This window comes from Planococcus maritimus (genome assembly GCF_001687625.2).
GTDB classification, from domain to species: Bacteria; Bacillota; Bacilli; order Bacillales_A; family Planococcaceae; genus Planococcus; species Planococcus maritimus.
In genome coordinates this window covers 1,719,256-1,741,138 of record NZ_CP016538.2, presented here as the reverse complement: position 1 = coordinate 1,741,138, position 21,883 = coordinate 1,719,256, and the positions used below count along the sequence as shown (strand labels likewise).

At 47.9% G+C, this 21,883-nt stretch carries 22 protein-coding genes and 1 riboswitch; of the genes, 15 read left to right on the top strand and 7 right to left on the bottom strand.

Going from position 1 to position 21,883, the window contains the following annotated elements; all coding sequences use genetic code 11:
- Positions 1-127 precede the first annotated feature (127 nt).
- Positions 128-658 carry a peptide-methionine (S)-S-oxide reductase MsrA gene (gene msrA, locus BBI11_RS08750; protein WP_068462462.1) on the bottom strand — a complete coding sequence of 177 codons (531 nt, stop codon included), beginning with the start codon at positions 656-658 and terminating at the stop codon, positions 128-130.
- Between the two features lie 228 nt (positions 659-886).
- Here msrA and BBI11_RS08745 point away from each other — a divergent pair, with 228 nt between their 5' ends.
- From BBI11_RS08745 to BBI11_RS08735, 3 genes are all read left to right on the top strand, one after another.
- Entirely contained in the window at positions 887-1,831 is a 945-nt protein-coding gene (locus tag BBI11_RS08745; RefSeq protein WP_068462460.1) for an LCP family protein, read from the top strand.
- 57 nt (positions 1,832-1,888) lie between these two features.
- Positions 1,889-3,079 carry an AI-2E family transporter gene (locus BBI11_RS08740; protein WP_068462457.1) on the top strand — a complete coding sequence of 397 codons (1,191 nt, stop codon included), beginning with the start codon at positions 1,889-1,891 and terminating at the stop codon, positions 3,077-3,079.
- A 67-nt stretch (positions 3,080-3,146) separates the two neighbouring features.
- Positions 3,147-3,566 carry a sporulation protein gene (locus BBI11_RS08735; RefSeq protein WP_068462455.1) on the top strand — a complete coding sequence of 140 codons (420 nt, stop codon included), beginning with the start codon at positions 3,147-3,149 and terminating at the stop codon, positions 3,564-3,566.
- Positions 3,567-3,656: 90 nt separating this feature from the next.
- Here the strand turns inward: BBI11_RS08735 and BBI11_RS08730 are convergent, their stop codons facing one another.
- From BBI11_RS08730 to BBI11_RS08715, 4 genes are read right to left on the bottom strand one after another with little or no spacing between them, the layout of a single operon-like run.
- Positions 3,657-4,406 carry an energy-coupling factor transporter transmembrane component T family protein gene (locus BBI11_RS08730; RefSeq protein WP_068462453.1) on the bottom strand — a complete coding sequence of 250 codons (750 nt, stop codon included), beginning with the start codon at positions 4,404-4,406 and terminating at the stop codon, positions 3,657-3,659.
- Positions 4,387-5,823 carry an ABC transporter ATP-binding protein gene (locus tag BBI11_RS08725; RefSeq protein ID WP_416383626.1) on the bottom strand — a complete coding sequence of 479 codons (1,437 nt, stop codon included), beginning with the start codon at positions 5,821-5,823 and terminating at the stop codon, positions 4,387-4,389. The genes BBI11_RS08730 and BBI11_RS08725 overlap by 20 nt, the downstream gene beginning before the upstream one ends.
- On the bottom strand, positions 5,810-6,391 hold the full coding sequence (locus BBI11_RS08720; RefSeq protein WP_068462450.1) for an ECF transporter S component: 582 nt from the start codon (positions 6,389-6,391) through the stop codon (positions 5,810-5,812). Before BBI11_RS08720 ends, BBI11_RS08725 begins: the two co-directional genes overlap by 14 nt.
- Complete coding sequence (locus BBI11_RS08715) at positions 6,384-6,986, bottom strand: YkoF family thiamine/hydroxymethylpyrimidine-binding protein (RefSeq protein ID WP_068462448.1); 603 nt, start codon at positions 6,984-6,986, stop codon at positions 6,384-6,386. Before BBI11_RS08715 ends, BBI11_RS08720 begins: the two co-directional genes overlap by 8 nt.
- Before the next feature lie 80 nt (positions 6,987-7,066).
- Positions 7,067-7,171, bottom strand: a riboswitch (TPP riboswitch).
- Positions 7,172-7,353: 182 nt separating this feature from the next.
- On the opposite strand from BBI11_RS08715, the gene BBI11_RS08710 reads away from it, so the two are divergent.
- On the top strand, positions 7,354-7,566 hold the full coding sequence (locus BBI11_RS08710; RefSeq protein WP_068462446.1) for a hypothetical protein: 213 nt from the start codon (positions 7,354-7,356) through the stop codon (positions 7,564-7,566).
- Between the two features lie 53 nt (positions 7,567-7,619).
- Here the strand turns inward: BBI11_RS08710 and BBI11_RS08705 are convergent, their stop codons facing one another.
- A complete protein-coding gene (locus tag BBI11_RS08705) occupies positions 7,620-9,080 on the bottom strand; it encodes a protein adenylyltransferase SelO (RefSeq protein WP_068462444.1) in 1,461 nt (486 codons plus the stop codon).
- 481 nt (positions 9,081-9,561) lie between these two features.
- On the opposite strand from BBI11_RS08705, the gene BBI11_RS08695 reads away from it, so the two are divergent.
- From BBI11_RS08695 to BBI11_RS16360, 7 genes are all read left to right on the top strand, one after another.
- Entirely contained in the window at positions 9,562-10,371 is an 810-nt protein-coding gene (locus tag BBI11_RS08695) for a hypothetical protein (protein WP_068462440.1), read from the top strand.
- A gap of 167 nt (positions 10,372-10,538) precedes the next feature.
- Positions 10,539-11,714, top strand: coding sequence for a M20 metallopeptidase family protein (locus tag BBI11_RS08690; protein ID WP_068462438.1), 1,176 nt, complete (start codon positions 10,539-10,541; stop codon positions 11,712-11,714).
- Positions 11,715-11,725: 11 nt separating this feature from the next.
- Complete coding sequence (locus BBI11_RS08685; RefSeq protein ID WP_068462436.1) at positions 11,726-13,054, top strand: amidohydrolase; 1,329 nt, start codon at positions 11,726-11,728, stop codon at positions 13,052-13,054.
- Positions 13,035-14,282 (top strand): M20 family metallo-hydrolase, encoded by a 1,248-nt coding sequence (locus tag BBI11_RS08680; protein ID WP_068462434.1) that lies wholly within the window; start codon positions 13,035-13,037, stop codon positions 14,280-14,282. The genes BBI11_RS08685 and BBI11_RS08680 overlap by 20 nt, the downstream gene beginning before the upstream one ends.
- Positions 14,266-15,579, top strand: a complete 1,314-nt coding sequence (locus BBI11_RS08675; protein ID WP_068462431.1) for a helix-turn-helix domain-containing protein — start codon at positions 14,266-14,268, stop codon at positions 15,577-15,579. The genes BBI11_RS08680 and BBI11_RS08675 overlap by 17 nt, the downstream gene beginning before the upstream one ends.
- Positions 15,580-15,600: 21 nt before the next feature.
- Complete coding sequence (locus BBI11_RS08670) at positions 15,601-17,115, top strand: AbgT family transporter (protein WP_068462429.1); 1,515 nt, start codon at positions 15,601-15,603, stop codon at positions 17,113-17,115.
- A 186-nt stretch (positions 17,116-17,301) separates the two neighbouring features.
- Complete coding sequence (locus tag BBI11_RS16360) at positions 17,302-17,463, top strand: hypothetical protein (RefSeq protein WP_156889054.1); 162 nt, start codon at positions 17,302-17,304, stop codon at positions 17,461-17,463.
- A 97-nt stretch (positions 17,464-17,560) separates the two neighbouring features.
- Here BBI11_RS16360 and BBI11_RS08665 read toward each other — a convergent pair whose 3' ends face one another.
- Positions 17,561-17,758 (bottom strand): hypothetical protein, encoded by a 198-nt coding sequence (locus BBI11_RS08665; RefSeq protein WP_068462427.1) that lies wholly within the window; start codon positions 17,756-17,758, stop codon positions 17,561-17,563.
- A 508-nt stretch (positions 17,759-18,266) separates the two neighbouring features.
- Between BBI11_RS08665 and BBI11_RS08660 the strand changes: the two genes are divergently transcribed.
- The 4 genes from BBI11_RS08660 to BBI11_RS08645 all read left to right on the top strand — a co-directional run bounded on the left by BBI11_RS08660 (position 18,267) and on the right by BBI11_RS08645 (position 21,849).
- Complete coding sequence (locus BBI11_RS08660; protein ID WP_156889053.1) at positions 18,267-18,746, top strand: DUF2243 domain-containing protein; 480 nt, start codon at positions 18,267-18,269, stop codon at positions 18,744-18,746.
- Positions 18,747-18,750: 4 nt separating this feature from the next.
- Positions 18,751-19,533 carry a cytochrome c oxidase assembly protein gene (locus tag BBI11_RS08655; protein WP_068462422.1) on the top strand — a complete coding sequence of 261 codons (783 nt, stop codon included), beginning with the start codon at positions 18,751-18,753 and terminating at the stop codon, positions 19,531-19,533.
- 122 nt (positions 19,534-19,655) lie between these two features.
- The gene (locus tag BBI11_RS08650; protein WP_068462421.1) at positions 19,656-20,546 is read left to right on the top strand and encodes an HNH endonuclease; all 891 of its coding nucleotides are present in this window, start codon (positions 19,656-19,658) and stop codon (positions 20,544-20,546) included.
- Between the two features lie 307 nt (positions 20,547-20,853).
- Complete coding sequence (locus BBI11_RS08645; protein WP_083389046.1) at positions 20,854-21,849, top strand: LacI family DNA-binding transcriptional regulator; 996 nt, start codon at positions 20,854-20,856, stop codon at positions 21,847-21,849.
- Positions 21,850-21,883: the final 34 nt, after the last annotated feature.

Sequence of the window (21,883 nt, the reverse complement as noted above, 5' to 3'; positions counted from 1 at the left end):
TTAACGGGAAACCCGCGTATTTTGATTTTAAACTAATCGAATAATCTGTCAATGGAAATGAATAGGAAGGCTCTTCTGATGGCTACTTGCGCATGTTATAGAGTTTGTCAAAATAAAAGCCGACGCATTAAGCGTCGGCTTTCTTCCAGGCAGTATCTAAAAATTCGTCGCGTCCGCTTTCGGCGCGGTCTTGTGCGTAATGTTCCGGGTTTTTTAAATAAAAATCCTGGTGATAGTCTTCTGCCGGATAAAAAGGCTCGGCCGGCTGGATCTCGGTGATGACTGGTTTGTTGAAGCGTCCGCTTTCATCAAGCTGTTTTCTTGAAGCAAGCGCTAATTCCCGTTGCTCATCATTGTGGACAAAGATCGCCGGTCGGTAGGAAGCACCACGGTCTTGGAATTGTCCGTCGTTGTCGGTTGGATCAATTTGCTGCCAAAAGATTTCCAGTAATTGTTCGTACGGGAAAACAGCAGAATCAAAGCTAATTTCAACTGCCTCTAAATGGCCTGAATCGCCGCTTTTTACTTGCTCGTAGGATGGGTTTGTCAAATGACCACCGGTATATCCGGAAACTACGGATTCAATGCCGTCAAATTGGTCAAATGGTTTGACCATGCACCAAAAACAGCCGCCAGCGAATGTTGCTTTTTCAATCATGGAATTGCCTCCTTCTAATGAATGGGCAAGCAGTTTCTACTATAGAATCGTGCACAACCTGAACAACCGGAAGGCATTTTTGCAGTATGTAGAAGTAAGTGCCTAAGAATAAGAAGAATTTTACCATCCCGGTAACGTGGAGACAACGAAAACGTTCTGGTATGGAAACCTACAGCTAATCATATACGTCTAAACAAGTGGAACAGCTCAGAAAGGAATGTAACCATCATGGAACCACAATACGAAACACGACAAGCCAGAAAACGAAGAAAATTCCGCCCGGCAGGCAAACTTTTCTTATTATTGATCTTATTATTGATCGGGACGGGAATTTACTTTTTCATTCAATACCAACAAGGACAAGACATAGCCGGAGAAACTGAGATCGAACCGGAACCATTTGAAGGGGATGAAAACAATAGCGGATACCAGAATATCCTCGTGCTTGGTGTGGATTCACGCGGGGAAGCGCAATCTCGGACAGATACGATGATGATGGTCACCCATGACCGCGAAAATAATGAAGTAAAAATCACATCGTTCATGCGTGACATTTATGCAGATATTCCAGGCTACCAATCTTATAAACTAAATACAGCTTATTATTTAGGGGGCGTCGATTTACTGGCTTCTACCTTACGTGACATGTTCGGAGTCGAGATCCATAATTATGCGCTCGTCGACTTCCAGAGTTTTGAAACACTTGTCGACATCGCTGCGCCGAACGGTGTGGAAATTGATGTCGAAAGAGAAATGTCCGAAAAGATCGGCGTCACATTATCGCCTGGCGTACAGGAATTAAACGGCCAGGAATTGCTCGGATATGCGCGCTTCCGCTCAGACAATGAAGGCGATTTCGGGCGTGTAAGGCGCCAGCAGCAAGTTATCGCCGCATTAAAAGACGAATTGATCAGCGTTTCATCGATTCCGAAACTTCCAAAGCTCGCAGGAGCAGCACAGGCTTATGTGCAGACCGATATGCCTTTGGTAGACCAAATTAAACTGGCGACACAACTTGGCACTGGAGGCAGCGGCGAAATCGAGCGCTTGACGATCCCAGTAGAAGGCGGATATAGCTATGCCAATTATCCGCAGGCAGGTTCCGTCCTAGAAATCGACATCGAGCAAAACCGCCGTGCGCTGGAACAATTTTTGTCCCAGCCACTCAACTAATTTGTCAGATAATATGATAAACTATAGGTAGAAGCCTATAAAAAGAAGGGGATTGCCATGCCGCCAGATGACAATAGACCGCCATTTTTCGCCACCAACTATATTCGCTTTCTTGGTGGGCGCAATTCACTATTTACTTTACTCATGTTGATTTTGATCGGGTTGGTCGTGTTCATCTTCCGGGAAGTGTCTTTCATTTTCAATCCGCTTAATGTTTTCATGAAAACGGTCGTCTTGCCAGTCGTCCTGGCGCTTATTCTGTATTATCTCTTGCGTCCAGTGCTGCGCTTATTGGAGCGATTCAAAGTTCCGCATATCTGGGGCATATTGATTATCTTCCTCGGAGGAATCGGCCTTTTGACGTTGTTGAGCGTTCTGGTGTTTCCATTTTTAAGGGATCAGTTCCAGAACTTGCTTGAAGAGTTTCCAGACTATTTTATGCGTTTATTGAACAATATCGATCAGTTCTTGCGCAATTCCATTTTCGGCAATTATTACAGGGATTCAAGTTTCAATATCGAAGAGTTGATCGCTACTTTGCCAACAAGTATCGCTGATACACTTCAAGCTACCGTGACAGGCATCATTACGCGCGTCACCAGCTGGATTTCGACCATTACAGGGGTCATCCTGTCGATTGTCATCGTCCCGTTCATCCTGTTTTATCTCTTGAAGGACGGCGATAAGCTTCCGGATTATTTCCTGAAGCTATTGCCTCCGCGCTTCCGTGAAGACACGAAAGAAGTGCTTCATGAAGCGGATAAGCAATTGGGGGCTTATATTCAAGGCCAATTGATCGTCGCATTTTGCATCGGCGTGATGGTCTATATCGGCTTTTTGATCATCGGCATGGATTATGCGCTACTGCTTGGCGCGCTCGCGATGGTAACAAGTGTCGTGCCATACATTGGTCCAGCGATTGCCATTACGCCTGCTGCGATCATTGCGCTTGTGACGTCTCCATTCATGCTAGTGAAACTGGCAATCGTCTGGACTGTCGTGCAGCTGGTGGAAGGCAATTTGATTTCGCCGCAAGTGATGGGCAAGACGATGTATATCCATCCGGTCACCATCATTTTTGTGTTGCTGACTGCTGGATCGCTGTTTGGCATTGTCGGGGTCATTTTAGGAATCCCGATGTATGCTTTATTACGGGTTATTATCAGCCATTTGTACAAGCTGTTCAAAAGACGTTACAATCGCTATGAGACCAACTTGGACAAACAATACGACTATACTGAACTTTAAACTTTCTGTTTGCAGGAAGCGCAAAAGTGGTATGGAGAATTATCAAATTTTGGGGGTATAGATTTTTATGAAATTCAAAGACTTTTTATCTTCGATCGGCATCGGGTCGGTCAAAGTAGACACGGTAGTGGAGAGGCCGCATCTTGAAGAAGGCGAAACCTTGAACGGTACGGTCTATTTGGACGGCGGGAGCGGCGATCAGGAAATCGATTATATCGAATTGCAAGTGATTCGGTTGGTGGAAGATTACCGGGAGGACAGCGATTTCGATTTTTATGAAACGCCTGTCGCCAAGCAGAGCTTGGAATTTGCAGGTTCCGTCAAATCGAAAAACACCGTTATGCAGCAATTTGAGATTGTGCCAGATGAGCGTTGGGAGCTAGAGAATACCAATGCGAAATTGATTTTGCGTACTATTGTTCACGTGAAAAACGGCGTCAACGTACAGGACGAAGACGAAATCACTTATGGCAAAATCGATAGCTGAATTGTAAATATCAAAATTTAGATATAATTTTATTATGTAAACTAAAACCACATCCCCGCAATGATCGATCATTGCGGGGATGTGGTTTATTTACGTCCAAAATATCGCGCTGCAACTTATGGTTAGCACCAGTGAAAACAGGGCGAGCAGCACGAAATCCTTTGGAGCTAATGTGATTTCGCGGTAATGCGTTCTTGCTTCGCCGGTAAATGCTCGTGCCTCCATCGCAAAAGCTGCCCGCTCGGCTTTTCTGACAGCACCAGCAAGCAAAGGGATGAGTAAGCGGCGAGATTCAGTTAACCGTTTGAAGGTGGATGATCTAGAGCCTGTCCCTCGAATGCGGTGAGCCTGCTGCAGCTGCACGAATTCTCTTTGAAGCACCGGAAGAAATTGATAGCTGATCAGCACGCTGAAAGCGAGTTTTGGAGACAGTTTCCATTGCTGCATCAAACTTTGGATAAAATGGACCGGGTTGGTCGTGAAGGCAAACAACAAGGAGATGCTTGAAAATGCCAATACACGTAAAGACAAAGACCAAGCAAGTTCCCATTGTTGTGCGGTGATGTCGATCGTTCCGATGGTCCATAGAACGGGGCTGTCGCCGGGCTGTCCGAAAACCAAGGTCGTCCAGAAATAACCGAATGCACCAATCAAAAATGGCAGCATGGCAAGCGACCAGCGTTTCCAGTTGGTTTGGCTAAGCAGTAGCTGGAGCAAGACGACGCCCGCAAAAAACAATAGAGGAGTCCACGGGTTAAAGAAAAACGCCAGTGTCAATATGCAAGCTGTGACAGCCAAAAACTTCACGCTTGGATTCATTTCATGCAAAAGCCGGCGCATGATAGCCCCCCTTATTTGTGGCCTGCAGCCGGTATTCCGCCAACAGCGTCGAGTTTAAAAAAAGTTCCTCGGGCTGAAAAGGACCAGACAATCGGCCGTCTTTCATCAAGTGGACTTTGTCCGCAATGCCCGAGGCAAAATTCATATCGTGCGTCACTACGACCAAGGCACAGCCATCCTGCGCGCGGCTTTCGATTTGGCGGTAAAGCTCCGTCAATGCCTTTAGGTCTTGTCCAGCGGTCGGTTCATCCAGCAAGAGCACCTGACGCTCGTCAGCGAGCATCGCGCCGATGGCCACACGGCGCTTTTGGCCGTGGCTTACGGAAAATGGATGGGCGTGAGCGATTGACTCCAAATCCAGTGCAGTCATTAAATAACGCAGCTTTTCGGCAGAACAGTTTCCTGAATATGCTAATTCTCCCTCTACACTTTTCGACAAAAACAATTGCTCGGGCGACTGAGGCACAAATCCGGCACGCGTTCCAGTGATCGTTCCGGTATCAATTTTTAAGATGCCGCATAGCGCTTTCAGTAAGGTCGATTTGCCGCTTCCATTTGGCCCAGCAATGACTGTGATTTCACCAGAGCGTAGCTGGAGACCAATATTTCGAAGGATCGATTTCGAAGCATAGGAGACACAAACGTCCGATGCCTCGAACAATACTTCTTGGCGGATTGCTGATGTCCGTTCTGGCAATATCGGAGCGTCTCTTTCTGTGAACAGCTGGTCTTTTCGGATGGCGCCATTTTCCGATATGGCAATTTCCCGGTCAAAAAATGAACCCCATAATTCCAGTTTGTGTTCGACAGCGACGACCGCAATGCCACTTTTTTGCTGGAGATGATCCAACCAAGAGACAAATTCTTTAGCCGTCAACGGATCAAGGTGGGCAAGCGGTTCGTCGAGCAATAGACATTCAGGCTCCATGATCAGTGCACAGGCCGTGGCAATACGCTGTTTCATTCCGCCCGAGAAGCTTTGAATGACCCCGTGACGCAAATCCTCGAGGCCCGTCAAATGCAAGATTCGGTCGATGCGTTGTGGCATTTCTTGCCGGGGCACTTGAAGATTCTCCAAGGTAAATGCCAGTTCTTCTTCAACCGTCGGCATGCAAAATTGGCTATCAGGATCTTGAAACACCGTCGCTATTTTCCGGTTGACTTCACCAGGGGCATAGTCCTGTGCCAAACGCCCGAAGATCCGGACAGATCCCGACACCTCGCCATCGCAATTATGCGGGTATAGCCGGTTCAGTACATAAAGAAGTGTAGACTTGCCGCAACCGCTGGGCCCTGTAATAACCAGTCGCTCTGTTGGATGGATTGCGAGCGTGATATGGCGCAAGGTCGGCTCCGCCAAGTCCGGAAAGCGAAGGCTGAAACCGTCGATTTGAAAAATTGGCTCAAGCACGGGCATCACTCTTTTCCGCTTTCGCGATGGCATAGCCTCGGAGTGAGCCAGTCGCAAGCAGTGAGTCGGCGATGTATTTGCCGCCAATGCCCGCGATAATCGCCCCGCTCAACACGCGCAACGTAAACATCAAAGCGACAAAAGAAGGGTCCAAGGCGGCATAACCCGATAGGAAATAGCCATAAACGAAACTAAAAACACCAGCGCCGGCTCCTGCAAGCATTAAAATGGCTAAATGAAAATGACGATAGCGAGTAAGCGCGAATGCCGCTTCTGCACCGAGCCCTTGAATAATGCCTGACAAAATGAGCCTTGGCCCGATGGCATTGCCGAGCATCACTTCAATGGCAGCCGCCAAGGTTTCAGGCAATAAAGCGGCGCCAGGTTTTCGAATGATGTACATTGAGATGATGGAGACAATGAACCAGATGCCAAACATCCACTCATAGGCGAGCGGCCCGATAATGCCTGCCCATAAATTGCCGATATGTAAAAACAGCAAGTATACAATGCCGAAGACGACGCCAAACAAGGACATCAAGACAATTTCTTTTAGTTTCCAGCCTTTAAGCATGTGGATCACCTGTGGTGTGGGAAGGACTGTTAATGCTCATGGAGACGGTCATCACGAGGTGCGGGTATTGATCAGAACGTGCTTCTGAAAAACTCGCTTCGTAAAAAGAAAAGACCTCATGAATGTCCCCGTGGATGCCGCTCGCGTAATGCATGGAATCGTTCCAGACGCCAAATTCTTTGGCACGTTCTACTTCGCGGTAAATGACTGCCATATAGTCGGGATTGTTCATCGGATATAGAGCAAATTGAGACGACACGTATTGCTCGGTGCTGTCTTGGTTCACGGGTTCATCTGGTGCTTCTAAATACACATCACCTGCCGTATCACCTGGACATCCGGCTGAAAAAGTGCCGGACAAGGCAATGTGTTCGCCTGTCTTCGCGGCGTGGAGCGCCAATGTCTTTGCAACATTGAACACGTGCTGTTGTTTGCCGCGGATGACCGTCGAGACATCATCGGTCTGCATCCAAACGTGGGACGTGTCGGTTTCTTTTAACGCCCCTTTAATAATGCTGATAAAATGGCCGCTCATCGGATGCAAGGAAAAGCGAAATCCGACGATTGGGCTGGTGCCGCATGAATATGGTTCCATATGGAATCCCTCCTAAAAATATGCACAAAAAAGCCGCATCCGTGAAGATGCAGCCACTATTCCATATTTCAAAGTCATGTCGGAAAGTCACCGCACTTCCTCACGCAGGTCTTAACCTGATCGAGTCATAAGGGATCGGAGCAATAGCTCTCATCTCAGCAAAATATGCACCCCCAGTGCAGAAAAACGGTATGCGGTTTTTGGTGTCGGGTTTTCCCGATGGCTAAAGTGTAAGGCAAACCTTTCACCAAGTAAAGCGATTCTGAAAAATTCATCACAAACAAGAAAATCGCCATGGATGTGAATACGTGCTAAAAAATCGGGTAAACCTATAACAGATAAGCATTTGAGGAGGAATCCAATAACTATGGAATCAACAAAAAAATTTCGTGTCGTCTATCATTTCGGTGCAGGCGTCGAAGCAGTCAGCACAGTCGAAGCCGATACCCCGAAACAAGCAGTGAGCGGATTGGATGCGGACGATTTCCGTGAATTCATCGGCGACCATAACACGTATTACCAATTCAAAATGAGCGAAGTCAAAATGGTCAGCGTCACTGAAGTAACAGAAGACCAGTAAGCGAACCGAGAAAATCCCCTGCCTATTCGGCAGGGGATTTTTCCATTTCTATTCTATGTGCCGCAATAGGTTTGGTATGGCGGCGTTGAAGGGGGCGGCGGGGAAGCAAAGGACTGTTGCTCGTCTGAATGACCATAGGGATCCCGTAGAATGTCCAATAACTTCTCCATCACTTTGTAATCGCCTTGCGCCGCGGCTTCAAGAGCAGCTTCAACGCGGTGATTGCGCGGGATGACAGCTGGGTTTTTGCTCTTCATGAGTTCGAGAATTTCTTGTTTTGAACGCCCCTCTAGCTGTTGGCGGGCTGTCCAGCGATTGTGCCATTCTTTAAAAGCCGGGTCGTTTGCCAATGCTGGCTCTTCGACGGCTTCGAAGGTCAAGGCTCGGAAAGTATTGGTAAAGTCTGCTTGCTTGTGCTGCATCAATTCGAGCAAGGTGTCGATCAACTGTTCATCTTCTGGCGTTTCCGTAAACAAGCCGAGTTTTTCACGCATGCCCGTTAGGTACCATTGCTTTTGCAAGCTTACGTATTCCTCGAGCGCATCTTGCATGGAAGACAAAGCTTGTTGTTGTGGAATGTCATCCAAGAGCGGGAACAAGGATTCTGCAAAACGCGCCAAATTCCATCCTCCGATAAGCGGTTGGTTGCGGTAGCTATAGCGTCCGCCGGCATCAATCGAGCTGAACACCGCCGATTCATCATAATGGTCGAGAAAAGCGCACGGTCCGTAGTCGATCGTCTCTCCGCTGATTGCCATATTGTCTGTATTCATGACGCCGTGGACAAAACCGGCAAGCTGCCATTTCGTGATAAGAGAAGCTTGTCGCTGTGCTGTCTGGCGGAATAATTCGATATAGCGGTTTGGCCCCGTAATATCTGGGAAATGGCGTTCAATCGTGTAATCCGCTAACGCCTTCAAGTCTTCCGTCGAGCGATATTTTGCAGCAAATTGAAAAGTGCCGACACGGATATGGCTCGAGGCCACTCGTGTCAGGATGGCACCAGGTTCTGCAGAATAGCGCTGGATTTTCTCGCCTGTAGTGGCTACGGCAAGACTGCGGCTCGATGGGATGCCGAGTGCATGCATGCTTTCGCTGATAAGGTATTCTCTCAACATAGGACCGAGTGCTGCCCGGCCATCCCCGCTCCTGGAAAAAGGGGTCTTGCCGGAACCTTTTAATTGAATATCGAACAGTTCGCCAGTTGGCGTTATTTGTTCGCCTATCAACATCGCGCGGCCGTCACCAAGCATTGTGAATTGGCCGAATTGATGGCCGGCATATGCCTGGGCGAGCGGCAAGCAGCCTTCAGGAAATCGATTGCCGGCAAAAACATCAAGAGCAGAGGGGCTGTCTAGCTGCTCAGGATCTAGGCCGAGAGCTGCGGCTAAGGTTTTGTTGACAAAGATTAACTTGGGGGATGTGACTGTATTGGCTTGCATCGGGGCATATAAAGTTTTCGGCAGGCTTGCATAGCTGTTCTGCAAGTTCCACCCGATCATTGTGTCGTTCATGAAAGCGCCTCCTACTATCAATTTTTGTGCCTATTGTTTCTGTTATTATAGCCACAATAAAAACCGTGAAACAACCATAGCGGGTTGTCGAGGATAAATGGAATAGTTCTCATCTTTTTATTGCAAAAGCGGAAATTTTAATTAAAGTATTTGTCTTAATACAGACTGTCTTGGTTTAAATAGGAGAAAATCAACTGAAAAACAGAAATAATGTGTCAAAGCAGTGAAATAGGGTGCTGAAAGACTATAAAACTTCATTCTATGCACATCAAATGGTACAGTTAACTATAACGAAAACATGAGGAAGCCATGTCCGGTTTTTCAGGCTGGTATAAGGAAAGGCTCGTGCTGGATAAAAAAAGGCGGCAAAACCTGGCTTGTGTTTTTGAGAAGATTTTTTCTCGTAATAAAGTGGACTATAGGCAAATGGAGAAATTTGAAAACAAGCGAATACCGGACATGAAGAGAAGGAGTCAAACCATTGAAAACTACGGAGCAAGGAATCCGCTATATTGAATTGACTGAAGGAGAGCCGGCAATGGATATTCCGGCAATGGTGAAAAAAGCGAAAACAGCGTATAAGCCGTTCAATTTTAAAGACAAAATTGAACTACTCGTCTTTTACAATGAACGTAAAGATTTTAGCCATACGATTTTTACCGAATACGGCATCATGGACGATGAGTTTGATGGAAAGAAAGCGGTCCATCATCCGTTCGGCGTCAAAAGCATTATCGGTATTGAACTTTCCGGAGATGAAACCATCCAGTTGATTGCCTTTGTCATTGGCCGAACGATCGAACATTTTAAGCAAAACATGGACATAAGACGCCACGAAGAGTGGAGAGATTTGGATAAAAGCGATAGTTACCGGTGCTGGCAAACGTATTTCTGCCAGGTCCACAGTTCGGTCATTCGCTATAGGCTGGAAGGTTCGGCGGAATTGTTTTTGAAGAGCTTGCCTTTCGTGCTGGCGAAAAAGGAAGAAAGTTTCTCCCCCTCGCATATTACAGCGACCTTCCGCCATATAATCCATACCTTAAGCGAATTGTATGCCCTGCGGCAAGCGGGCGAAACGGAACAGGCCAATGACCATATGAAAACGATCAGCGAACTCACCGATCCGTCATTTATCGAAATTTATGACAAACTCTATACTGAACTGGCAGAATATCTGGAAACGCTTGGCGTCAAATACAATGAGGTGCACGATTTTTCGATTTTCTCTTCTATCGAACAGCACAAAAATCAGTTGGCGGCACTATACGGAACATCCGCACAACAACCATAAAATGGCATCAAAAGAAGCCTCCGCAACAGCGGGAGCTTCTTTTTTATTGTATGGATATTCAGAAAAATCAAAAAGGGGCTAGTATTTTAAAGGCAATATACGGTACACTTTCTATTAACGGAATGATTAAGGTTTATTTCCTTAAATACAAAAAGCAGGTGACGGTTATGAAACAACAAGCACAACAATTATTTGAAGACATTCGCGCCATTCGTCGAGATCTACACGAACATCCCGAATTGAGCGGCGAAGAAACGGAAACCTCGAAAAAAATACAAGCTAAACTCGACGAATACGGCATCCGCTATTTCACTGGATATGCAAAGACGGGCATCTTGGCTGTCATTGAAGGGGCGAGGCCTGGGAAAACAGTCGGCTTGCGCGCCGATATCGACGCTTTGCCAATTACGGAAAAGGCGGATGTTCCGTTCAAGTCCAAAGTTGATGGGAAAATGCATGCCTGCGGACATGATGCACATACCGCCATGTTGCTGGGGGTTGGAAAATTACTGCAAGAGCAAAAAGACGATATAGCCGGCACGGTACTGCTTATCTTTCAACCGGCAGAAGAAAATGCGCCGACTGGCGGGGCCGAGCAGATGATGGCAGACGGTATTTTTGATCGTTACAAACCGGATGTTTTGCTTGCGCAACATGTGTGGCCAGGGCTTCCTGCTGGGCAAGTCGGCGTTATTAACGGGCCAATCATGGGGAACTCGGACCGTTTTCAAGTGACAATCCACGGTGCCGGTGGCCATGCCTCGATGCCGCATCAAACAGTAGACGCTATCGTGATCGCCAATCAAGTGATCTCAGCGATTCAGACCATTGTCAGCCGAAACGCCAACCCGATGGATTCTGGCGTCATTACGATTGGCAAGATCTCCGGTGGCTACCGCTACAATGTGGTGGCAGATAGTGTTGTCCTCGAAGGCACAATTCGTTCACTGTCTGATGACACGAAGAAATTATTAAAAAAACGTTTCCACGAAATTGTTAAAGGCTCAACTGAAATGATGGGCGGCACGTGTGAAATCGACTATTCGGACGGTTATCCGGCGACCGTTAATACGCAACGCTGGGCTGAAGTAGTCCGTGCCTCCGCAAAGAAACAATTGGGTGAAGCTGCTGTGCCGGAAGTGATCGGCAGTATGGCAGGCGAAGATTTCGGGCGCTTCCTGAAAAAATACGAGGGCGTCTATTACTGGCTTGGAACATCCGTTGGAGACAAGCAAAAACCACTCCATGACCCCGGCTTCATGATCGATGAACAGTCTTTATCGATCGGCACTGGCTTAATGGCTCAAGCAGCGCTTGATGTACTCGCGGAATTGAAGGAATAGGAGGAATCGACATGGCAGATGCTATTGACCGATTCATGGAAGAAATCGAACCATATCTCATCAGCCAAAGACGTAGGCGGCATCAATACCCTGAAATCGGATTTGCCGAGTACGTGACCACATACGAGCTGAGTGTGCAATTAGCGGAAAAAGGGTTTGAGCTCTCCTTTGGCACCGATTTTCTAAAGAGCGATGAGCGCATGGGCGTGCCGGTCGAACCGTTTTTAAAACAGCAAGAACGGCGTGCGCTCGATGATGGCGTGCCGGAGGCGTTTTTGGAACACATGAAGGGTGGACATACCGGGTTGGCCGCTGTACTGGATACCGGCAGGCAAGGACCGAATTTTGCCTATCGTTTTGATATCGATGCCTTGCCAATAGAAGAGGACAACGCAGCACAACATAAACCCACTGAGCAATCGTTCCGCTCTCGTATCCCCGGTATGATGCACGCTTGCGGCCACGACGGGCATGCTGCGATCGGGCTTGGACTGGCTGCATACTTAGCGAGTGAAAAAGACAATCTGCAAGGCACTTATACGATTTTATTCCAACCAGCTGAAGAAGGCGGCAGGGGGGCGAAGGCCATAGTTGAAAAAGGCTGGCTGGACCATACTGATTATTTCTTAAGTGGCCATGTGGGCATCCACGATCTCCCCAGTGGAACAGTCGCTGCTGCGACATCGCGATTTTTGGCAAGTTCCAAGATAAATGCGATATTTACCGGCAAGTCGGCGCATTCCGGACTGGAGCCGAATGCCGGACGCAACGCCTTACTTGCCGGAGCATCGGCAGCTTTGCATCTGCACGGCATCGCGCGCCATAAGGACGGGGCTACACGCGTCAATGTCGGGACTTTCCAAGCCGGAACAGGACGCAATATCATCGCCGATCAAGCATTAATGGAAATCGAGACACGTGGCGAGACCAATGCATTGGATGAATACATGCAAGAAAATGCGTGGCGCATTCTAACAGCAAGCGCGTCGATGTATGGGGTCGAGCTGGAAATTGAACGCATGGGCCAAGCAATTTCAACGGTTGCAGACCTTAACTTTGCAAAACATGTGGAGCGGGCTTGTGCTTCGTCGAAACGGGTGAACACCGTGCCGCATTTGCCGATAGGTGCTTCAGAAGATGTGACGTATATGATGGAGCGCGTCCGAAAACGCGGCGGCCAAGCGACCTTCATGATTTTTGCCAGTCCTATGCCAGCAGGTCATCACCATCCGCGTTTTGATTATGAGGAACAAGCATTGTCGGCAGGATTGGAAACTTTAATCCGAACGACCCAACATTTGCTGAAGGAGGACGGAGAACATGAGAGAGTGGCTGATTGAACAATTGCTGAGGATGAATTTGAGTGATTCACTGGTCCGAGAGCAAGGTTTTACTCGGGAAGGCTATACGGGGGAAGAAACCGAAGCGATAGGAGTTTTTAAGGCAATCGCTGAAGAACTGGGCCTTGCTGTTACGGAAGATGCTGCCGGAAATGCCATTGCGCGCTGGGAGGTAGAGGGCGGCGGTGCAGCGGTTGCGACAGGGTCGCATCTTGATACGGTGCCGAATGGCGGGGCATTTGACGGAGGAGCAGGTGTTGTCTGCGGACTTGGAGCTATCAAAATGCTGAAAGAAGCTGATTTTGAACCGCAAAGCCCGATTGAAGTCATTTGCTTCCGTTCGGAAGAATCGTCGCGGTTTGGCGTTTCAACGATCGGCAGTAAAGCAATGAGTGGATTGTTGGATCTATCCATTGGTGAACTTAAAGACCAACATGGCATAACCCTCGCACAAGCTGTCGAAAGCCAGGGCTTCGTATGGCAGGATTTATTGAGCGCCAAGCGGCCTAAAGAACAGTTGAATTGTTTTGTGGAATTGCATATCGAACAAGGAATGCATATCCTCAACCATCAGAAAGATTACGGTGTTGTCAAAGGAGTGGCATGTCCGGTTCGTTTGGCGGTTACGTTCAACGGTAAAGCAGGCCATACCGGAACGACACCGATGGATCATCGGCAAGATGCACTAGCCGCGGCCGCGCCCTTTATTTCATTTGTCCAGGAGACGGCATTGCAGATGAACGATGCGTATGACAAAGCGCTTGTTGCGACAGTGTCGACATTAACGTCTTCTCCAAACTCGATGAACGTCATTCCGCAAACGGTCACAGCTGGAGTCGATATCCGCAGTGTCGACGACGGGCTGAAACGAAAGATGACAGACGCGATACGTATAGAAGCGAAGCGCATCGAAGAAACAAATGGTGTGACAATTGATATTGAAGTGCTGGTCGATAATCCATCTGTCTTGCTCGATGATGGGATCGCCAAGCGACTGGCTGATGCCGGCGTCAGCGAAGCTTACACGGCACACCGGATGGATAGTGGTGCGGGGCATGACGTTATGAATATGGCACAAAGCTGGCCAAGCGGTTTGCTGTTCATCCCTTGTAAAGACGGCTTGAGCCACCACCCCGATGAATACGCCAGCGCAGAAGATTTGAAGATGGGTGTTGAATTATTGTCCCGCTTTTTGATGGAGGCGACTTCAAATGACGGAAATCGTTAAAGTCGGATTAGTAGGACCAAAGGATTCGGTCAATGAAACGATGAAAGCGGCTGCCAGTTTAGAAGGCATCGAGCTCATCCCGTTCATTTATAAGCATACTGAAGAAACGAAAAATATCATCAATCAGCATTCAGAGCGCATCGGGCATTGGCTGTTTTCAGGGCCAGCCCCTTATCATTTTGCTTTGAAAGAAGAGTTAATCGACGCGAATCACGGGGATTATATTTTGTTGCATGGGTCAAGCCTGCTCGGAACGATGCTTGATGCCTTTATGCAAGAAGGCGCTGTTTTATCAAGTATCAGCGTCGATTCTGTCTCGCGCGTAGAGGTGCTGAAAATGCTCAAGGATTTCGATTTGGAAAAAATGGAAATTCATACAGCCCCGGAACTCGGCTATATCCCCGCCGAAGAATTGATCGATTACCATGAAAAATTATTCCACTCTGGCCATATACAAGCTGCGCTCACCTGCGTTCACGCTGTTTATAAGGGCTTAAAGGAGCAGGGCGTGCCAGTGTACCGGATCAGTGTATCGGAATTGGCGGCACATCGTGCGATTTCAGTCATTAAGGAAAGAAGCCTATCCGATATGTACCGCATGAAACAATTGGCGATGATTGGGATCGAAATCATGTATCCAAGCCTGGCCCAGCAGCGCAAGACACCGTTCAAGATTGAACGGCAGGAACTGGCAGTGAACCGTGTTCTCATTGATTTTGCTGAAGAAGTGAAAGGCTCGAAAGTGGGCATGGGCAATGGCATTTACTTCATCTACACGACTCGGGGTGAACTGGAATTATACAATAAAGCCCATCACCTAGAGGAAGTAAAGGAAGAGATTTTTACCAACAGCAAATTCCAAGTCCGCATTGGCATCGGCTATGGACGGACCGTCACGGATTCTGAGCAGAACGTCCGGCTGGCACTGGACTATGCCCGAGAAAAAGAGAACGGCGTAGTCATCAATATTGACGAAGGCGGAACCGTCACGGAAATTAACTCATCAGGCGAGCGCTTGCGTTATAGCCGCCGCAGTTCCGAGTCGAAATGGCAAGAAGCATTAAAAGGCGCAGCGATCAGCCAAACCGTCATCGCCCGCATTGAATCACTGTCTCGCCATTACGCCAAAGACGAACTGACCGCCTTGGAATTATCGCAGTGGATGAATAGCACCGAACGCAATGCGCGCAGGATCCTTACCGAGCTCGAGGGCATTGGACTTGCGGAAGTGGCGGGAGAAGAATCGGGGCGTCGCGGACGTCCGCGGAAATTGTACCGCTTATTGTTTGAGGCTTAAAACGAAAAGGGAGGAATGGGAATGACAACACCGACTGAACAACAAGACAAAAAAGGATTTTTGAATTTTATCGAAAAGTGGGGCAACCGCTTGCCCGATCCATTCTTCATTTTTGTATACTTAGCCGTGTTTGTCGTCTTGCTGTCATGGCTAGTGAGTTCACTCGGAACGACGGTCGTCCATCCAGGAACAGGTGAAGAGTTGGCGATCCAAAGCATTGTCTCAGGAGAAGGGATCCGCTATATCCTAGCTGAGACCATCAATAACTTCACCGGCTTTGCGCCGCTCGGCCTCGTACTCGTCATGATGCTCGGTATCGGGTTAGCAGAACGCGTTGGGTTGATGGAAACCGCCATTAAAAAATCCATCCTGAATGCACCAAAATCTTTAGTCACTTACGCCGTTATTTTTACGGGGATCATGGGGAACTTAGCTTCAGACGCTGCCTTTATCCTCGTGCCGCCGCTAGCTGCTATGGTCTTCGCTTCAGTCGGCAGGCACCCACTTGCAGGACTTGCGGCAGGGTTTGCTGGGACAGGGGCCGGCTTCACCGCAAATATCCTGATTACCGGAACGGACGCATTATTGTCCGGGATTTCGACCGAAGCCGCCAAAGCCATCGATGATACAATGATCGTCACACCAGTCGATAACTGGTATTTCATGAGTGTGTCTGTTATTGTCATGGCGATTGTTGGGGCCCTCATAACAGAAAAATTGATCGAGCCACGTCTCGGTACATATACCGGTAAAAACACGAAATCGTTTGAGCCGGTAACTAAGCAGGAAAATAAAGGCTTGCGAAACGCTTTATTAGCTGCTGCCGTCTATATTGGCTTGATTGCCTTACTGTTGTTTTTCCCAGGTTTCCCTGTCAGAAATGAAGACGGTGGCATCATCCCGTCGCCCTTCCTGTCTGGAATTGTGCCAATTATCTTGTTTTTCTTCATTACAGTAGCTGTTGCTTACGGCATCACCGTAAAGAAAATCACGGAATCAAAAGATATCCCTGCCTATATGGGCGATGCCATCAAAGACATGTCCGGCTATATCGTCTTAATCTTTGCCGCTGCTCAGTTTATCAATTATTTTAACTGGAGCAACTTAGGGATTTGGCTCGCCGTCAATAGTGCCGAATTTTTGACGAGCATCAATATGACTGGTTTGCCGATCATGGTCGGCTTCAGCGTCCTGGCTGCCCTTTTGAATCTCTTGATTTTCAGTGGGTCTGCTCAATGGGCATTGATGGCACCGATTTTTATCCCGATGTTCATGCTGTTGGATTACCATCCAGCGTTCGTTCAATTGGCGTTCCGCATTGCGGATTCATCGACGAACATTATCACGCCGCTCAATCCGTACATTTTAATTGTGCTCGCTTTCATGCGTGAATACGATAAAAAAGCGGGACTCGGCACCTTGATTTCCTTGATGCTGCCATACAGCCTCATATTCTTTGGCGTCTGGCTCGTCATGCTGATCGTCTTTGCCTTGACCGGTATTCCGATCGGGCCTGGCATTAGCTTGCGCATGTAATCGCAAAAACCCGCCTTCAAGAGGCGGGTTTTTTGCTAGTACGGACTGTCAAACCAATCTTTCGCTCAGTTATCATGCAGCAAATAAAAATTGCTGATTTAAAAAGTTTTTGTCGTTTGTTAATAGTTTGTTCATAGTTGCCCTGTATACTTGTTTAGGAAGTCATCCGAGTGGAGGGTGTGTCGAATGAACCGTCAATCCAATCAATTGAAGCAGTTAAAAAGAATGTTCGATGAATCGTATGAAGCGTGCAGAAAAACTAACGGCGCCATCGTTTCCGAACTGAGAAAACAAGGCGTTAATGCTTCACTTTGTAAAAAGCCGGCAATTCTTGACGCGTCAGTGTAAATTTGCGACATTTGTCGAATTGCCAATCGCGAACTTAAAAAGACCGACAAAAAAAGCTGTCCCGCTGCCGATTTGGCATCAGGGACAGCCTTTTCAGTTAATAGCTAAGCCCTTTTTCGTAAAGCCACATTTTCAGGCTGCCAAAAGAAGGGAAGGAGATGGATTCGCCGGTTTCAGGATGCTCGGCGCGGACGATGATGTCCACTTCGTTCGGTGTAAAAGACCAGCCTTCTTCCATTAGGGCACGCACCACTTTCACCATCATGCTCGAACCTTTAATTGTTCCCATTTCCATCGCTATCATCTCCTTCAGTGATATCTCCCATTATAACAGGGAACTCATCATCAGTAGTACACATATGCTTTTTGTAGTATTCCTGTAATCATCGTTTTCTAAACCTGTTTCAAAAGAAAGCTGGCAAGCAAGAAAAGGCAGCTGTTCAAAAGCTTATGGCAGTAAGCATTCGGGAAATAAGTTTTGTTCTATTCTCGTTTGATTCGAGCTTTAGATGAGCAGCGATCAAACGACAGGAATTGGCAAATAACTGGTTGACTTCTGGCGGGAAGTCCCTATAATTCACAATAACAGCAGCATTTATAAAAAAGAGTTTCTGGCCACCGGCGATCGACGGGCCTAGTTGATGAAGGCCATTCTTCGAAAATGGGAGGGTTCTTTCCTGTAATCGTGCCGAAGCTAGAAGAAACGGAGATCGGATATGGCAACCGCATCGACGCTGAGTCAAGAGCCCGGCCAGAGGCTCTTTTTTCAATGAATCAGCAAAAAAAGAATGGAGGGGCAGCACATGGCAAGTAACGAACAGGCAGCCGCAGGCGAGTCGGCCCACGCACTCAGCAAACGGAATTTGTGGTCCGGCATATTATTCGGCATCGGCTCGATGGCATTTATCGACGAAGTCATTTTTCATCAATTGCTCCAATGGCATCATTTTTATGATTTAGCGACACCGCAAATCGGCATTTTAGCAGATGGCTTGTTGAATTCTTTTGCCTGGTTTGCGGCGGTTGGCGGGCTATTCCTGTTCGCAGATTTGAAACGGCACCAAGCGGTCCGCATAAAGTATTGGATAGCCTCTATCCTGATTGGTTCCGGGGCATTCCAGCTATTTGACGGCATCATTGACCATAAGGTGCTCAAGGTTCACCAAGTCCGCTATCATGTCGAGCTCTGGCCTTATGACTTGAGTTGGAATTTATTTGGCGCTGCCTTATTCATCGCCGGGATCACCCTTGCAAAATCGGCCAAGAAAGAGCGGCCTGCATAAAGCGATGCTACATCATCACCTTAGCCCCGCAGCGTTTGGGTTTCCGCTGGCAGCGGTTGTAGTGCTCACTGGGTCGTTACTATTGTATACGGCGCTTGCCGCCTGGACCAATAGACGCTATAAACAATGGCCACTGCGCCGTTACCTGTTTTGGTTTAGTGGCGTGGCAGCAGCCGGCATTTCATTGGTGGGTCCTTTAGCGGACGCGGCACATCGAAGTTTTTCCGCCCATATGGCAGGGCATTTGCTGCTCGGCATGCTGGCCCCTTTATTATTACTATACGGCAAACCATTGACATTATTGATGAGAAGCTTGCCGATAAAGCCTGCTCGGCATTTGAGTCGTCTATTGAATAGCCGGTACATTTCAATCGTCAGCCACCCCGTCATGACCGCATTGTTGAATTTCGGGGGATTATTAATTCTCTACCGTACGGATTTATTCGTATGGATGCACCAGTCAGTATGGGTTTATGCATTGGTTCATATTCATATGTTGTTGGCCGGTTATGTATTCACTTGGTCCATTCTATACGCAGACTTGACAGTTCACCGGCATTCCTTCCGTTTGCGCGCTGTCGTCCTCATAGTGGCGCTTGCGGCGCATAAAGTGTTGGCGAAAACCCTTTACGCCGCGCCGCCCACTGGAGTTGCGACCAGGGATGGGGAAATGGGGGCATTGATCATGTATTATGGCGGAGACGGCATCGACCTGGCACTCATCGTCCTTTTTTGCTATAGCTGGTATAAAGCGGCTGCGCCTGGCCGGATCGCACGCGCAGTTTAATAGCCATTCTCTTTTAGGGGATAGTTTTTTCTTGCCCGCCGTTCGCTTAGTTTGCCGTGCGCCCGCGCGGAAACGGCGAAATGATGGTAGAATAGAAGAAAGCAATTGTCAGGAGGCACGTAATGAATAGCTACATCGTCATGCAGGGGGAAACCTATAGAGAAGAAAAGCGCCTTGGGATAGTCCGGGCGCCTATGAAAGATAAATCGGGAGCCACGCCGCACTCATGGGAGCGGGTCAACTCGCTGCAAAAAGGGGACCGCACCTTCCATTATGTCAGGGGCGCGCTCGTTGCGGTTGGCACCATACAAGAAGATGCGCGCGTTCAGTCGGAAGGGACGCCACAAGCTGAATGGCTTGCGCCTTGTGAATACTTGGAACTTGACGACCCATTGGAAATTGCGTCTTGCATCAAGATCGTGGCTCAACACTTGCCAATCAAGTATTCCGCTTTTCAACCGGACGGCAATGGCAACTCAGGGTATCTATACCCGTGCAATGAATCATTAGCATTGGTGTTCTTAGAATTATTATCGTCTTCAAAATGGCGCAATATCGAGCAATTGGAATTTGTTTACGATGCCGTGCGTGAGGAAAAATACAATTCCTTGACTGCCTGGATGATGGATTCTGAATACTTGATGCGGCTTAAATTCAGGGAGTTGAAAAGCCAGTTTAAAGCATTGCAGCTGGAACGCTGGGGGAATAAATGCGCCATTTGCGGCCTTGATAATCCCGCACTGCTAAAAGCGGCATATAGCAAAGCGTGGAAAGACAGCAATGATGCAGAGCGAATCGATCCTGCGAATGGCGTGTTATTATGCGCCAACCATGCGGCGCTTTATGAAAGCGGGCAGATTTCCTTTACCGGAGCCGGCACGCTTAGGATGTCAGCAGAGCTCCAACCACTAGCGGGCCGTTATGGCTTGAAGAAAAACTTGCGCATCGCAGCGGATGAGGCAAATATTCCTTATTTCAGGTGGCATAGAAATAATTTCTTTATGGAAGAATAACGACTCAGGCGTGCAGCGATTGCTGCACGCTTTTTTATTTTTGGTTATTCACTACTAGTGTGAATAAATAATATTCACTTGAGAAGAGTCGCCTAGAGCTGTTCTGGGGTTGTTTTTTTGAATTGAATAATTGATATTCATTTCAACAAGAATTTATTTATGAATAATTTTATTCATAAATAAATTAGTCAGTATCTGTTTGAAAAGGGCTTCCAAACTTCTGCGAGGGAATGTGATATTGAATGTCCGGGTGAATATCTTGTTTTGATGTGGTATAGTGTATTCAACGAATGAATGAATAGGAAGGATGATGAAAATGGTGTCGACTACAGAAGTGGCAAGACATGCAGGAGTCTCTCAAACGACAGTGTCTCGCGTATTGAACCGGCCTGAGCAAGTTAAGAAGGAAACTTATGACAAAGTGATGCAGGCCCTTGCCGAATTGGATTATGGGAATGCCAGCACGCCTCATGCGGCGCCCCCCGAAGCTTCCAAACAACTCATATTGCTGTTTTCGAAGGATTGCGCAGCTGATGATTTCTCCCGCATGCGTGAATTTACTGAAACAGCCCAGGCGTCCGGCTACCGGTTGGTGGCTCATGCTTTGACTGGCGGTGAATCGATGGAAGACAGCGAAGCTTTAGTGAGCGGGGCAGCCGGCGTGATTGGCATGGGCAGCCTGGCTGATGAATTCAAGGCGTATTTAAATGAAACTACCGCATTCTTGCAAGCAGAAGAAACAGCCGGCGAAGAGAAACCATTTGATGGACGTAAAGCGGCATTTCTTGCCACCAGCCATCTTGCTGAAAAAGGCCACCAGCAGATCGCTTGGGTGGGAGGAGATGTATCGGATGAGGGCGAGCGGCTTCAAGGATATTATGAAGCGCTGGCGCACCATCAGTTGAAACTGCGTAAAAAACGCATCCATTCGACACAAAACCCCTCGGATTTCGATGCCATTGCAGCTGAATTGTGTTCATTCAAAAAGCCGACGAGTGCATTTGTAGCGGCAAGCTATGAAGAAGGGCTGCAATTATTCAACTCCTTGGCAAGTGCAGGATTCAAAGTCCCGAAAGAGATCAGCATCGTGGTGATAGGGGAAGCTCAAGAAGGGGAGGAAGCCGGCTTGACGGCCGTCAAACCCCCATCCAGTGCGCAGCCGTTTGCCCAGCAAGTGGTGGATCGCCTCATTTCCCAGATTGAAGGGAAAGAACAAGAGAGTGAGGCTGCCGAGGATGAACTGCAACTCCACAAGGGCACCACGGTGAAGAAGTTCAAAGAACGGCAAAAAAACAAAGCTTGACTGTAGAAAAAAGCGTCCGTACAGGAAAACTGTA